The organism is Streptomyces sp. NPDC054866, assembly GCF_053610745.1.
On the sequence record NZ_JBSGZA010000001.1, the window covers coordinates 91,804 to 106,398 of the forward strand.

The 14,595-nt window shown below is 70.2% G+C and carries 10 protein-coding genes; 9 read left to right on the forward strand and 1 reads right to left on the reverse strand.

Annotated features, from left to right (window positions below; genetic code table 11):
- The first annotated feature begins 235 nt into the window (after nucleotides 1-235).
- From ACWGI2_RS00370 to ACWGI2_RS00395, 6 genes are all read left to right on the forward strand, one after another.
- The gene (locus ACWGI2_RS00370) at nucleotides 236-2,140 is read left to right on the forward strand and encodes a glycogen debranching N-terminal domain-containing protein (RefSeq protein WP_453692719.1); all 1,905 of its coding nucleotides are present in this window, start codon (nucleotides 236-238) and stop codon (nucleotides 2,138-2,140) included.
- 118 nt (nucleotides 2,141-2,258) lie between these two features.
- Entirely contained in the window at nucleotides 2,259-3,020 is a 762-nt protein-coding gene (locus ACWGI2_RS00375) for an NUDIX hydrolase (protein ID WP_453692721.1), read from the forward strand.
- Nucleotides 3,021-3,209: 189 nt separating this feature from the next.
- Nucleotides 3,210-5,267, forward strand: a complete 2,058-nt coding sequence (locus ACWGI2_RS00380; RefSeq protein ID WP_453692723.1) for an ABC transporter ATP-binding protein — start codon at nucleotides 3,210-3,212, stop codon at nucleotides 5,265-5,267.
- A 161-nt stretch (nucleotides 5,268-5,428) separates the two neighbouring features.
- Nucleotides 5,429-6,316 carry a FadR/GntR family transcriptional regulator gene (locus tag ACWGI2_RS00385; RefSeq protein ID WP_344526612.1) on the forward strand — a complete coding sequence of 296 codons (888 nt, stop codon included), beginning with the start codon at nucleotides 5,429-5,431 and terminating at the stop codon, nucleotides 6,314-6,316.
- 419 nt (nucleotides 6,317-6,735) lie between these two features.
- Nucleotides 6,736-8,280, forward strand: a complete 1,545-nt coding sequence (locus tag ACWGI2_RS00390) for an RNA polymerase sigma factor (RefSeq protein ID WP_160507627.1) — start codon at nucleotides 6,736-6,738, stop codon at nucleotides 8,278-8,280.
- 202 nt (nucleotides 8,281-8,482) lie between these two features.
- On the forward strand, nucleotides 8,483-9,313 hold the full coding sequence (locus ACWGI2_RS00395; protein WP_453692725.1) for a serine protease: 831 nt from the start codon (nucleotides 8,483-8,485) through the stop codon (nucleotides 9,311-9,313).
- Nucleotides 9,314-9,482: 169 nt separating this feature from the next.
- On the opposite strand, the gene ACWGI2_RS00400 is transcribed toward ACWGI2_RS00395, so the two are convergent.
- Entirely contained in the window at nucleotides 9,483-9,710 is a 228-nt protein-coding gene (locus ACWGI2_RS00400) for a DUF7455 domain-containing protein (RefSeq protein ID WP_351173659.1), read from the reverse strand.
- Nucleotides 9,711-10,150: 440 nt separating this feature from the next.
- On the opposite strand from ACWGI2_RS00400, the gene ACWGI2_RS00405 reads away from it, so the two are divergent.
- From ACWGI2_RS00405 to ACWGI2_RS00415, 3 genes are all read left to right on the forward strand, one after another.
- The gene (locus ACWGI2_RS00405) at nucleotides 10,151-12,274 is read left to right on the forward strand and encodes a DNA gyrase/topoisomerase IV subunit B (RefSeq protein WP_453393874.1); all 2,124 of its coding nucleotides are present in this window, start codon (nucleotides 10,151-10,153) and stop codon (nucleotides 12,272-12,274) included.
- 176 nt (nucleotides 12,275-12,450) lie between these two features.
- Nucleotides 12,451-12,987, forward strand: coding sequence for a DUF485 domain-containing protein (locus ACWGI2_RS00410; protein ID WP_453692727.1), 537 nt, complete (start codon nucleotides 12,451-12,453; stop codon nucleotides 12,985-12,987).
- On the forward strand, nucleotides 12,984-14,576 hold the full coding sequence (locus tag ACWGI2_RS00415; RefSeq protein WP_453692729.1) for a solute symporter family protein: 1,593 nt from the start codon (nucleotides 12,984-12,986) through the stop codon (nucleotides 14,574-14,576). The genes ACWGI2_RS00410 and ACWGI2_RS00415 overlap by 4 nt, the downstream gene beginning before the upstream one ends.
- Nucleotides 14,577-14,595 lie beyond the last annotated feature (19 nt).

Here is a 14,595-nt window from a genome sequence, read left to right on the forward strand (position 1 = left end):
GGCGGTACCTGTGCCTGGGTCGATCCGCCGTACGACCTCCGACTTCCCGTAGCGCGGACAGCGCAGAAGAGGCCACCTCATGCCCCTGCCCGCCCCGTCTCCTGTCTCCGGCAGAGAGGGTCCCCAGAAGCCTGCGCCGGGTTCACCGACTCCTCCCGGCGGACCCACGCAGGCTCCCTCGCCGCGTCGCCCCACGCAGTTGCCGCCCGCGCACGCGACGCTGATCTGTGTCGCCATGCCCGCCCTCGCGATCTCCACGGACCAGGGGCAGTTGACCGGCCGCGGACTCGAAGGGTTCTACCGCGCGGGGCGCAGGCTGCTGGCCCGCTGTCAGCTGCGAGTGGCGGGGCGCGAGCCGATCTCAGTGCAGGCACGGATGCTCGCGGCCGACCAGGCCCGATTCGTGGCGACGCTGCGCCCCTCCGCGGACGGCGGCCCCGACCCGGATGTGGTCGTCGAGCGGATCCGGTACGCGGACGGTACGGAGCGGATCATCCTGCGCAGTGCCGTCTGCCGGCACCTGCGGCTGCCCGTGGAGGTGTCGCTCGGCACGGATCTGGCGGAACTCGGAGCGGTCGCCTCCGGCAACACCGGTCCCGAACTGCCCGCAAGTGTCCACGACTCCGGAATGCGCTGGTCGTCGCCCGCGGGCACCTGTGTGGTCACCGCGCACCCGGCCCCCGCGGACGCGCTGGCCTCCGCGGGGCTGTTGCGCTGGGAGGTGGAGCTGCCGCCGGGCGGCACCTGGAGCCTGGAGCTGCGGGTGCGGCCGGAAGGCGCGGGCCCGGTGAGGGCGGTCGGGCACGGGGTGTCACGCTCCCTCGCCACGGCGCGGGCCGCGGGCGACGACCCCAGGGCCCGAACCCTGCTGGACCGATCCGTGGAGGATCTCCAGGCGTTGCTGCTGCGGGACCCCGAGCACCCGACCGACGTCCACCTGGCCGCGGGGGCGCCATGGCGCTGCGGTCTCGCTCCGGCCGAGGCGCTCGCGGCCGCCCGGATGGCCTTGCCGCTCGGCACGCGGATCGCCGCGGGGACGCTGCGTACGCTGGCCCGCCGTCAACTCACGGGCAAGGGGCCGAGGGTGGGCATGATCCCGGGGCCCTTGCGGAACGCGGGACCGCACCTGCCGCCCGGGTGCACAGGGGTCGAGGCGACGCTGCTCTTCCCGGTGCTGCTCGCGGAGGCATGGCGTTGGGGGCTGTCGGCGCAGGAGACGGAGGAGTTGCTGCCGGCGGCCGAGCGTTGCCTGCGGTGGCTGCTTGCCGCGGCGGGCGACGCAGGGCGCCTGCCGGACCCGTATCCGAATGGGCCCGCGCGCTGCGAGACCCAGGCCCATGCGCACCGGGCCGCGCTGCTCGGCGCCGACCTGCTCGACGCGCACGGCCGTCCGGGCGGTGCCGACCTGCGGCAGTGGGCGGAGCGGCTGCGGGGCAGGTTCCGGGAGGACTTCTGGGTGGACGACCGGACGGGTGGTCGGCCCGCCGCGGCCTGCCTGGCCGACGCCCGCCCCGTGCCCGTCCTCACCGGCGGAGCCGCGCACCTCCTCGACACGGGTCTGCTCGGGTCGGGCGTGCCGGCGCCAGGACTGCTGGACAAGGTGCGGACCGAGCAGCTCGCCCGGCTTCTGGGCGGGCCCGCCATGGACTCGGGGTGGGGGCTGCGGAGCCTTGGCGCCAAGGAAGCCGCGTACAACCCTTTCGGACATCGTGGCGGGGCGGTCCGTGTCCATGAGACGGCGGTGGCCTTCGCGGGTCTGGCCGCCGCAGGCTACGAGAAGGAGGCGAGCGCACTGCTGCGGGGGGTGATGGCGGCGGCGGAGACGTTCGGCCATCGGCTGCCTGAGATGTACGCGGGGGAGCAGCGCACGGAGGGCGGCGCTCCGTTGCCGCACCCTGCCGCCTGTCGCCCGGCGGCCACAGCAGCGGCTGCCGGGGTGCAGCTCCTCACGGCGCTCGCCGGGATCCGGCCCGACGCCCCGTCGGGCACGGTGACGCTGCGCCCCGTCCGCAGCGCGCCTCTGGGGGAGCTGGGGCTGACGGCGCTGCGGGTCGCGGGAGCCCCGTTCTCCGTGCGCGTCAGCAGGCTCGGCCTCGCCATGGTCGAGGAGGCGGCCGACGGACTGCAGCTGGGGGTGTGACCACTGTGGCTCACCTGCGGTGGGTGTGGCCTAAATCTGATGCGGGGCCCGGTGAATCCCGGCGGGATCAGATGCTGGAGGAGCTGTTTATCGTCAGGAAGACGACTATGATCGCGGCATGTCGCCCTACGACCCGTCGGCCTTCCCGCCCTTCGCTGTCACCGTCGATCTGGTCGTGCTGACCGTGCGTCGCCACGCGCTCTGCGCACTTGCCGTACGCCGGGGTGAGCCGCCGTTCCAGGGGCGTTGGGCACTCCCCGGCGGATTCGTGCGTGACGACGAGGACTTGTCGGCCGCCGCCGCGCGGGAGCTGGTCGAGGAGACGGGGCTGTGCGCCCACGAGCCGGACTCGCCGGCCCAGGCGAACGGCGCGCACCTGGAGCAGCTCGCCACGTACGGCGATCCCAAGCGCGATCCGCGGATGCGGGTCGTCAGCGTCGCCCATCTCGCACTCGCCCCCGACCTCCCCGCGCCGCGGGCCGGCGGCGACGCGAACAGTGCGCGCTGGGCGCCGGTAGAGGCACTGCTCAACCAGGGTGGATACGGCCGCGAGGGCGAGCAGGCGGCGCCGCTTGCCTTCGACCACGCGCAGATCCTGACGGACGGCGTGGAGCGCGCCCGTTCGAAGATCGAGTACTCCTCGCTGGCGACGGCCTTCTGCCCGCCCGAGTTCACCGTCGGTGAGCTGCGACGGGTGTACGAGGCCGTGTGGGGCGTCGTGCTCGACCCGCGCAACTTCCACCGCAAGGTGACCGGCACGCCGGGCTTCCTCGTCCCCACCGGCGGTACCACCACCCGCCAGGGCGGCCGCCCCGCCCAGCTCTTCCGCGCGGGCGGCGCGACGCTGCTCAACCCGCCGATGCTGCGCCCCGAGGTCTGAGGCTCGCGCGAGGTCGCTTCGCTGGTCATCTGTCGGTCTGGGCGCGTGATGAACACCCGCGGCCCACGACCTGACCGAAATGCCAGAAATATCGCGTTATCTTGCTGAAGTACCCACGGGGTTCGTCCGTCCCCGACCCGGCGGACGAACCCTGGCCGCCGAGCGGTCGCACATCCCGCGAGAGAAGCGATGATCCAGGCCATCGGACTGACAAGCAATCCCCGCCAGGAGCTGCCGCCCGCCGTCGACGACGTGTCCTTCGAGGCGCGAACAGGCCGTGTCACGGCACTGCTCGGCGCGCAGGGCGCCGGCAAGACGACGGCGCTGAGGCTCATGCTCGAAATCCAACAGGGCCGAGGAGTCACCTACTTCAGAGGGCGTCCGCTGCACCGCATCGCCCACCCGTCACGCGAGGTGGGCGTCCTTCTGGGCGAGGTCCCTGGGCACCCCGGCCGCACGGTCCGCGGTCAGCTGCGCATGCTGTGCGCGGCCGCCGGTGTGCCCGTCCAGCGCGCCGACGACGTACTCGAAGTCGTCGGTCTCGTCAGCCTTCGGGACCAGCGGCTAGGCACGCTCTCGCGTGGCATGGACCGCCGTCTCGGCCTGGCCTGCGCGCTGCTCGCCGATCCGCACACCCTCGTCCTCGACGGGCCCGCCGACGGGCTCTCGGCACGGGAGGGCGGCTGGCTGCACGGAATTCTGCGCACGCATGCCGACCAGGGCGGGACCGTCCTGTTCTCCACGGCCGACCCCAAGGAAGCCGCGCGGACCGCCGACCGCGTCGTCACGCTGGAAGCGGGCCGGTTGGTGGCCGACCAGGAAGCGGGGGGCTTCGCCCGCACCCGGCTGCGCCCCCGGGTCGCGGTGCGCAGTCCGCACGCGGCACGGCTCGGCGTGCTGCTGGCCAAGGAAGCCCGTGCCGGGCAACGCTCCATCGAGGTGGTGCGCGAGGACGGCAACCGGCTCTCGGTGTACGGCAGCAATTGTGCCGACGTCGGAGAGACGGCTTTCCGTCACGGAATCCTCGTCCATCAACTCGCCGACGAGATCGGGGACGCGGGGCCCGCGGCTGAGGCTGCTGTGCCCGTTCCCGAGCCCGCGTCTGCTTCCGGAATCCAGGCCTCCGAGGCAGCGGCTGCGGGCGATGCGGGAGGGACCCCGGCAGGAGGCGCCCCGGCGGCAGAGACGTCGGCCGCGTCAGCCGCCATGCTGGCCGGAGCCGGAGCCGGAGCCGGAGCCGGAGCCGGAGCCGGAGCCGGAGCCGGAGCCGTGGCGTCGGCCGAGGCTGAGGCTGAGGCCGTGGCTGAGGCCGTGGCGTCAGCAGGGAACCTCATCCCGCTCGCCACTGCGGACCCGCTCGCCGCGGACCAGATCGCTACCACGGGCCGTTCTGCCGCCACGGACCCGCTCGTCACCACCACCCAAGGCGCCCCCCTGCCGCCATCCCCCCTACCGCCCCCCATCTCCGTCCGCCCCGCCCGCAGCCCCCTCCGCCCCTTGCGCTACGAGCTGCGCCGTGCTGCCGGTGTCGGTACCGGCTACCTCACCACGGGCGTCGTACTCGCCGTCTCCGCCGTCCTCTGCGTCTTCCTCGCCAGGAGTGGTCACACGCCGCAGCCCCACCTGCTGGCCGCCTGGCCCCAGGAACTCCCCTTGCCGCCCGCGGCGCTTGGCGCCGGACTGCTCGGCGCTCTCGCCTTCGGAGAGGAATTCCGCCACCCCGCCCTGGCCGCCGACCGGGGCACCGTCCCCCGCCGCTTGGGGCTGCTCAGCGCGAAGTTGATCGTCGCGGCCGCCACCGCGCTCCTGCTGAGCCTGCTCGTCCTGGTCTCCGATGCCGCGCTCCTGCACCTGGTATACGGAGAAGAGGTCGCGAAAGTTCCCGCCGACTGGCTTCCGCTGAGCGCGAGTTGGGTGGCGCTGGTGGCGGGCTGCGCCTGGGCGGGGGTGCTCGCCGGAGGAGTCTTCCGGTCCACGACCGCCGGCCTCGCCGCGGTTCTCGCGGTCCCGATCGTCGTCGTACCCCTCGTACAGAAGGCCTTGGAGGGACCGTCTGTGCGATCGGCGGCGGGGCTCCCCGGGAGGCTGCGCGACCTCGCGCTGGTGCAGTGGCCGTTCGGTGTGGAGCGTTATCTGGCCGGCGGAGTCCGGATGGTCGCCCAACCTGTTGGCAGTGCGCTGATGTTGTCGCTGACCGCTCTGCTCTGCGCGTATCTGCTCACGGGCATGCGCGGCAGGGCTCGATAGCGGCCGTCCTTCGCTTCCGTTCCCGTGCTGCGCACAACTCCCCGGAGAACGCCCATTTCTTTCCGATAAGGCGTCAATTGCGGTGGGGTAAGCGATCACCCTTTCGTGTGCTTTTCACCAAAGACCTCAAGGGACTTGGGAGCCACGCCGACAAAGGTTCCGTGAGTACCCTTGCGCACACCATGATGACCGCCGCCCGCTCCGCAGACTCCGGCCTCGCCGGCCCGGGCGAACTCGACCGCTACCCCTACGCCGAGGCCCCGGGTGCCGACCGCGTCGTCGCTCCCTCGTGGGACAGCGCCGACCAGGACCTCGGCCGCGTGGGACGACGTACCGCCGGCAGCCGCGGCCGTGGGCTGCACGGCCAACTCGTCCAGCAGCTCGGCCAGATGATCGTCTCCGGCGACCTGGGAGCCGATCGCCCGCTGGTCCCCGAGGAGATCGGCCAGCGTTTCGAGGTCTCCCGCACCGTCGTCCGGGAATCGCTGCGTGTACTTGAAGCCAAGGGCCTGGTCAGCGCCAGGCCCAATGTCGGCACGCGCGTGCGGCCCGTCAGTGACTGGAACCTGCTCGATCCGGACATCATCGAGTGGCGCGCGTTCGGGCCGCAGCGCGACGACCAGCGCCGAGAACTCAGCGAGCTGCGCTGGACGATCGAGCCCCTCGCCGCCCGGCTCGCCGCGGGCCACGGCCGCGAGGAGGTGCAGCAGCGGCTCGCCGACATGGTCGAGATCATGGGACACGCCCTGAGCCAGGGCGACGGGATCACGTTCTCCCGCGCCGACGCGGAGTTCCACTCGCTGCTCATCCAGCTCGCGAGCAACCGCATGCTGGAGCACCTGTCGGGCATCGTCTCGGCCGCGCTCCAGGTCTCGGGCGGCCCGGTTACCGGCTGCGACCGCCCCACCGAGGCCTCCCTGGTGCACCACTCGCGCATCGTCGACGCCCTCGGGGCGGGCGACGGGCCCGGCGCCGAGGCCGCCATGCGCCAGCTGCTCACCGTCCACCCGGAGGTGGAGCGCGTCGTGCCTGCCCCCCGCGAGCACTGACGGCCGGGTCTGCGTCCGTACGGCCGGCTCATGCGCCTCGCGGCCCGACCTCATCACTCCGTTGGCGCGGTGGCGTCGCCGGGCCTCTGTGGGTTCCTCGGGGATCCGGCAGAGGCCCGGCGACGCGGTCGTTACTGTCCGGAGGGCCGTCAGGGCTCGGGTCTGGACGCCTCTGACCGTATCTGGCCGCTTTTGAGCGCTTACGGGGTGTGACTCGGGCCACGTAGATTGGGCGTAACGCTCCTCGGGGCAGCGCGATGACCTAAGAGGTGATAGCCGAGGAGGGAATACAGCAGTCGTTCGCGGCGCTGTGTAGCTCCCCGGCCCCGCCTGCGCCGTCGGCCCATCCCCAGTCGTCGGTCGTCGGTCCTGGTCCACAATGGACGGGGCCGGAAGCCGTTTTCCAACGTTCCGAGAGGTTGTTCGTGTCGGCCAGCACATCCCGTACGCTCCCGCCGGAGATCGCCGAATCCGTCTCTGTCATGGCGCTCATCGAGCGGGGAAAGGCTGATGGGCAGATCGCCGGCGATGACGTGCGTCGTGCCTTCGAAGCTGACCAGATTCCGGCCACTCAGTGGAAGAACGTTCTGCGCAGCCTCAACCAGATCCTCGAGGAAGAGGGTGTGACGCTGATGGTCAGTGCCGCGGAGCCGAAACGCCCCCGCAAGAGCGTCGCAGCAAAGAGCCCGGCCAAGCGCACCGCGACCAAGACTGTCGCGGCCAAGGCGGCCACGGCGAAGCAGGCCACCGCGACCGCCGCCCCCGAGGCGTCGGCCGTGGAAGTCGCAGCTGAGGACGCGCCCGCGAAGAAGGTCGCTGCCAAGAAGACGACGGCAAAGAAGGCCGTCGCCAAGAAGACCGTCGCCAAGAAGGCGACGGCAAAGAAGAGTGCGTCCAAGCAGGACGACGAGATCCTGGACGACGAGGCCACCGAGGAGACGCCCGCCAAGGGCAAGCCCGGTGAGGACGCCCCCGAGGAAGAGGGCGCCAAGGGCTTCGTGCTGTCCGACGAGGACGAGGACGACGCTCCGGCCCAGCAGGTCGCCGCGGCCGGTGCCACCGCCGACCCCGTCAAGGACTACCTGAAGCAGATCGGCAAGGTCCCGCTGCTCAACGCCGAGCAGGAGGTCGAGCTCGCCAAGCGCATCGAGGCCGGCCTGTTCGCCGAGGACAAGCTGGCGAACGCCGACAAGCTCGCCCCGAAGCTCAAGCGCGAGCTGGAGATCATCGCCGAGGACGGCCGCCGCGCCAAGAACCACCTCCTGGAGGCCAACCTCCGTCTGGTGGTCTCCCTGGCCAAGCGTTACACCGGCCGCGGCATGCTCTTCCTGGACCTCATCCAGGAGGGCAACCTCGGTCTGATCCGCGCGGTCGAGAAGTTCGACTACACCAAGGGCTACAAGTTCTCCACGTACGCCACCTGGTGGATCCGTCAGGCGATCACCCGCGCCATGGCCGACCAGGCCCGCACCATCCGTATCCCGGTGCACATGGTCGAGGTCATCAACAAGCTCGCGCGCGTGCAGCGTCAGATGCTCCAGGACCTGGGCCGTGAGCCCACCCCGGAGGAGCTGGCCAAGGAACTCGACATGACCCCGGAGAAGGTCATCGAGGTCCAGAAGTACGGCCGTGAGCCGATCTCCCTCCACACCCCCCTGGGTGAGGACGGCGACAGCGAGTTCGGTGACCTCATCGAGGACTCCGAAGCGGTCGTTCCGGCCGACGCGGTCAGCTTCACGCTCCTTCAGGAGCAGTTGCACTCCGTGCTCGACACCCTGTCCGAGCGTGAGGCGGGCGTGGTCTCCATGCGCTTCGGTCTCACGGACGGCCAGCCGAAGACGCTCGACGAGATCGGCAAGGTCTACGGGGTGACGCGTGAGCGCATCCGTCAGATCGAGTCGAAGACGATGTCGAAGCTGCGTCACCCGTCGCGTTCGCAGGTCCTGCGCGACTACCTCGACTAGTCACCAGCGCTCCTGAAGGAAGACCCGAGGCCTCACGCGAGGCCTCGGGTCTTCTGTTTGTGCGACGCGTCTTGTCCGATGCGCCTCCGGTGCGGACGCCCTGACGCGGGCGCCCTGACACGGACGCGCGTGGCGCGGGTGCGGGGTGTGCCGCACTGGATCACTGTGGGTGTTTCACGGCAACCCAGAGTGAGGAGATCGCATGCCTCGTCCTTTCGCCCGAACATTCACCGCGGCGTTGGCCCTTGTCGCCCCGGTGGTGGCGCTGCCGCTGGCCTCTCCGGCCCCCGCGGCCGCCGACAGCATCGTCATCGGGGGCAATCCGGTCCGGGTGGCCGACAGCCCGTGGGTGGTCGCGCTGTCCAGCCGTGACCGGTTCGGGGGTACGCGGTCGGGGCAGTTCTGCGGAGGCGTGGTGGTCGGGCGCTCGACTGTCCTCACCGCGGCGCACTGTCTGGGAGAGGAGGTCCTCGGAGTACGGCTGAGCGAGATGAGTGACCTGAAGGTGATCGCAGGCCGGGATGATCTGGGCGCGCCGGGAGGCCGCGAGATTCCGGTGCGCGAGACGACGGTCAATCCGGAGTACGACAGTTACTCGAACTCCGGCGATGTCGCGGTGCTGTCGCTGGCGAGCCCGCTGCCGCAGGGCTACGTGATTCCCATGGCGGGTAGGGGCGATCCGGCGTACGAACCCGGCACGCGCGCGGCGGTCTACGGGTGGGGTGACACGACGGGGTCGGGTGATTACGCGCGGACGTTGCACTCCGCGCGGGTGCGCGTGCTGCCCGACTCGACGTGCAGCGAGGCCTATCCGGGCAGTTCTGACGGAACGTACACGGCCGCATCCATGCTGTGTGCGGGGGAACTTGAAGGCGGGCGTGACGCCTGCCAGGGGGACAGCGGCGGTCCGCTGGTCGCGCGCGGGCGGCTGATCGGCCTGGTGTCGTGGGGGAGCGGCTGCGGGAAGGCCGGGAGTCCCGGGGTCTACACGCGCATCTCGGGCGTCGCGCGGGATATGCCTCTGCGCGGCTGAAAGTACGGGAGTTGTCCGCGCGGGGAGTCTGGAGTGCCGCGAGGGACCGCCGAGGAGGTGCCTGGGCGCCCGTGTAACGCGAGCGGGCGGCCGTCCCTGGGGTTGGCAGGGGCGGCCGCCCGGTCACCGGCCTGGCGTGCGCCGGATGGCTCGTCGTGGGTGCGAGGCGTCAGCGATCCTCGTCGGTGGTCTCCGGGACGGCCGTCAGCCGCTCCGTCTCGTCCTGTATCTCAGCGGCGATCTTCTTGAGTTCCGGCTCGAACTTGCGGCCATGGTGGGCGCAGAAGAGCAGTTCACCGCCGCTCAACAGGACGACGCGCAGGTATGCCTGGGCGCCGCAGCGGTCGCAGCGATCAGCGGCCGTCAGGGGGCTCGCGGGGGTCAGAACAGTAGTCACGTCGCCTCTTCTCTAGCTCGACGAGCTGTCGTACCAGGGTCAACATCCAACCAGGCCGAAAACGTTCCCGCTCGTGGCTTTTCCTCGAAGTTTTTTCCGAGGCGGCTGTCTGCTGCCGGTTGGCGGCGAATGTGCCGTATTACGTGTCTTACGTGTCGTACGGTTTCGCGCTGTCTGTCAGGTCGGTCGTCCGCCGGCTGGGTTGCCGGTTGTTCATGAGGACGTGCCCGGAGCCTAAATGGTTCATGCCTGGAAGGGAACGTGACGTGCGCTTCACTCAATCGAGGGATCGAACAAGCGTGCGGCCCTGGACTAGTGTGAGGTGAGACGAGGGTGGCGTTACAACGGCTCTACCAGGCCTCGGTACCCTCTGAGCGGCAACCGAAGCCGGGGCCTTACCCCAAGGGACCCCATTTGAAATTCAGCGAGGAGCGAACCGCGTGACCGCCGAGACGTCCGTGCCGTCCACAGCATTGCTGACCGGAGCAGACCGGGACGGTTCCAACTACACCGCGCGGCATCTGCTCGTCCTGGAGGGGCTCGAGGCCGTTCGCAAGCGTCCGGGCATGTACATCGGGTCGACGGACAGCCGCGGCCTGCTGCACTGCCTCTGGGAGATCATCGACAACTCCGTCGACGAGGCTCTGGGCGGCTACTGCGACCACATCGAAGTGATCCTCCACGACGACGCCTCCGTAGAGGTCCGCGACAACGGCCGAGGCATCCCGGTGGATGTCGAGCCCAAGACCGGCCTCTCCGGAGTCGAGGTCGTCATGACGAAGCTCCACGCAGGCGGAAAGTTCGGCGGTGGCGCCTACGCTGCCTCCGGCGGTCTGCACGGTGTGGGTGCCTCCGTGGTGAACGCCCTGTCCGCGCGCCTCGACGTGGAGGTGGACCTCCACGGGCACACCCACGCGATCAGCTTCCGTCGTGGCGTCCCCGGAGCCTTCGCCAAGCCGGGCCCCGACGCCGACTTCGACTCGTCGGCCAAGCTGCGCAAGGTCAAGAAGATCCCCAAGACGCGCACCGGCACGCGCGTGCGTTACTGGGCCGACCGCCAGATCTTCCTCAAGGACGCCAAGCTCAACCTCGAGACGCTGCACCAGCGCGCCCGGCAGACCGCGTTCCTCGTGCCGGGCCTGACCATCGTCGTCCGCGACGAGTACGGCCTCGGAGAGGGCGGTACGAAGGGCGAGGAATCCTTCCGCTTCGACGGCGGCATCAGCGAGTTCTGTGAGTACCTGGCCCAGGACAAGGCCGTCTGTGATGTCCTGCGCTTCACCGGGCAGGGCACCTTCAAGGAGACCGTCCCGGTCCTCGACGACCACGGCCAGATGACCCCCACCGAGGTCAACCGTGAGCTCGCCGTGGACGTCGCCCTTCGCTGGGGCACGGGTTACGACACGACGCTGCGGTCCTTCGTCAACATCATCGCCACCCCCAAGGGCGGCACCCATATGACGGGCTTCGAGCGTTCGCTCACCAAGACGATGAACGAGGTGCTGCGCACCCAGAAGGTGCTGCGTGTCGCCGAGGACGACATCGTCAAGGACGACGCCCTGGAGGGCCTTACCGCGGTCGTCACGGTCCGTCTCGCCGAGCCCCAGTTCGAGGGCCAGACCAAGGAGGTGCTCGGCACCTCGGCGGCCAACCGCATCGTCGCCAACGTCATCGCCAAGGAGCTCAAGGCGTTCCTGACGTCCACCAAGCGCGATGCCAAGGCGCAGGCGCGCGCCGTGATGGAGAAGGCCGTCGCCGCGGCCCGCACACGCATCGCGGCCCGGCAGCACAAGGACGCCCAACGCCGGAAGACGGCCCTGGAATCCTCCTCGCTGCCCGCGAAGCTCGCCGACTGCCGCAGTGACGACGTGGAGCGCAGCGAGCTCTTCATCGTCGAGGGCGACTCGGCGCTCGGCACCGCCAAGCTGGCGCGGAACTCCGAGTTCCAGGCCCTCCTGCCGATCCGCGGCAAGATTCTCAACGTTCAGAAGGCGTCCGTGACGGACATGCTGAAGAACGCCGAGTGCGGCGCGATCATCCAGGTCATAGGGGCAGGGTCCGGCCGGACCTTCGACATCGACGCGGCGCGCTACGGGAAGATCATTCTTCTCGTCGACGCCGATGTCGACGGCGCGCACATCCGGATCCTGCTGCTCACCCTCTTCCAGCGCTACATGCGCCCGATGGTGGAGGCGGGCCGGGTCTTCGCGGCCGTGCCGCCCCTGCACCGGATCGAGCTGGTGCAGCCGAAGAAGGGCCAGGACAAGTACGTCTACACGTACTCGGACAACGAGCTGCGCGAGACGCTCCTGGAGTACCAGCGCAAGGGGATCCGCTTCAAGGACTCCATCCAGCGCTACAAGGGCCTCGGCGAGATGGACGCGGATCAGCTCGCGGAGACCACCATGGACCCCCGCTACCGCACCCTGCGGCGGGTCAACATCGGCGACCTGGACGCCGCCGAGCAGGTCTTCGATCTGCTGATGGGCAACGACGTGGCGCCCCGCAAGGAGTTCATCACGAGCTCGGCGGCGACGCTGGACCGTTCGCGCATCGACGCGTAGAGCACTCCACCCATGGGGGTCACCCGTGGGGTCCACCCGTGGGGCACCGGGCTCGGGTCTTCGATGAGGCTCTTCACCTGATGGGGTGAAGAGCAGGGAGAGAAGAGTCAGGGATCTTCCCGTTCTGTCCATCCTTGGGCACGCGGCCGAACAAGGCTGCGGACAAGGAGAGTTCGGTGGAGAAGCACGACGGGCGCGATGCGGGGCAGGCGCGGACCGGTGATCCGAGGGATCCCTGGTACGACGCGCTTGCGTCCGGCTGGGGCGAGTTGGACGGCACGGGTGCGCCTGCGCCCGTGGTGCCGCCCCGAGCCGCGCCGGAGCGGATCGCGAGCGCGGCCGACATCTACCTGGAGGTCCAGCGCAGCGCTGCCTTCCAGGAGGTGCGCGGCCGGTATCGGCGGTTCGTCGTCCCCGGGGTGGCCGTCTTCTTCACCTGGTACATCGCGTACGTCGTGACGGCGACGACGGCCCCCGGGCTGATGGCGCGGCCCGTCGCCGGATCCGTGAACGTCGCGATGGTCGCCGGTCTCGGGCAGTTCCTCACGACCTTCCTGCTGACCTGGGCCTACGCCCGGCACGCCCGGCTGAGGAGGGATCACGCGGCGCTCGATCTGCGCTGGGCCGTGTTCGAGCAGAAGCGGGAGCAGGACCAGAAACGGGAGCAAGCCCAGAAGCGGGAGCAGGAGCCGGCCCGGGGGAGCGAGCGATGACCGGGGACCACCAGACGCTCGCGCTGCTGCTGTTCGGCGTGTTCGTGGCCGTCACGCTCGCCATCACGACGTGGGTGAGCCGGAACCGGCACGGCTCGGCGGAGGAGTTCTACGCGGGCGGGCGGCTCTTCTCGCCCATGGAGAATGGATTCGCCATCGCGGGCGACTACATGTCGGCCGCTTCCTTCCTCGGCATCTCCGGACTGATCGCGCTCTTCGGGTACGACGGGCTGCTCTACTCGGTGGGTTTCCTCGTCGCCTGGCTTGTCGTGCTGTTCCTGGTGGCCGAACTGGTGCGCAACTGCGGCCGGTTCACGCTCGCCGACGTCGTCGCCTCCCGGATGAGGGAGCGGCCCGTGCGCATTGCTGCGGGAACTTCCTCGGTGACCGTGTCCGTTCTCTATCTGGTGGCGCAGATGGTGGGGGCGGGCTCACTGGTGGCGCTGCTGCTCGGCGGGACGAGCGGGGCGGCGCAGGCCTGGACGGTGGTCGGCGTCGGTGCGCTCATGGTCATCTATGTGTCGTTGGGAGGGATGCGGGCCACCACCTGGATCCAGATCGTCAAGGCGGTCCTGCTGATGTGCGGCGCGATCGCGCTGACCGTGCTCGTACTGGTGCGTTTCCACGGCGACTTCGACCAGTTGCTGCGGACCGCGGCCGACCGCAGCGGACACGGCAGCCAGTTCCTCGCGCCCGGGTTGAAGTACGGCGGTGACTGGACCGCGCGCCTGGACTTCATCAGCCTCGGGCTCGCGCTCGTCCTCGGCACGGCCGGGCTTCCGCACATCCTCTCGCGCTTCTACACGGTGCCCACCGCGCGAGCCGCCCGTCGCTCCGTCGTCTGGTCCATCGGCCTAATCGGCAGCTTCTACCTGATGACGATCGTGCTCGGCTTCGGCGCCGCCGCGATCGTGGGCTCCGATGCCGTGCGGGGATCGAATGCCGCGGGGAACACGGCAGTTCCGCTTCTCGCGCTCGACCTGGGGGGCGGCGCGGACTCCACAGGAGGAACGGTTCTTTTCGCGATCGTCGCCGCGATCGCCTTCGCCACGATCCTCGCCGTCGTCGCCGGGATCACGCTCGCCTCATCGGCGTCCGTGGCCCACGACCTGTACGCGTCGCTGCGGCGCAAGCACGCGAAGCCACGCAGCGAGGTGGCGGTGGCGCGCCTCGCGGCTGCCGGGATCGGTGTGGTCGCGATCGGCCTCGGGCTGCTCGCCCGGGATCTCAACGTCGCGTTCCTGGTGGGCCTCGCCTTCGCGGTCGCCGCGTCCGCGAATCTGCCCGTGCTGCTCTATTCGCTGTTCTGGCGGAACTTCACCACGCGGGGAGCGATCTGGTCGGTCTACGGCGGCCTGGTGCCCTCCCTGGTGCTCGTTGTGCTCTCACCCGTGGTCTCCGGAGGGCCGAACTCCCTCTTCCCCGGGGTGGACTTCCAGTACTTCCCGCTGGAGAACCCGGGGCTCGTCTCCATCCCGCTGGGCTTCCTCGCCGGATGGCTGGGCACCGTCACCTCGCCGGAGCCGGCGGACGAGGCCAAGCACGCGGAGACCGAGGTGCGCTCGCTCACCGGGGCGGGGGCGGCGTAACCGCCCTTCAGGCACGCCA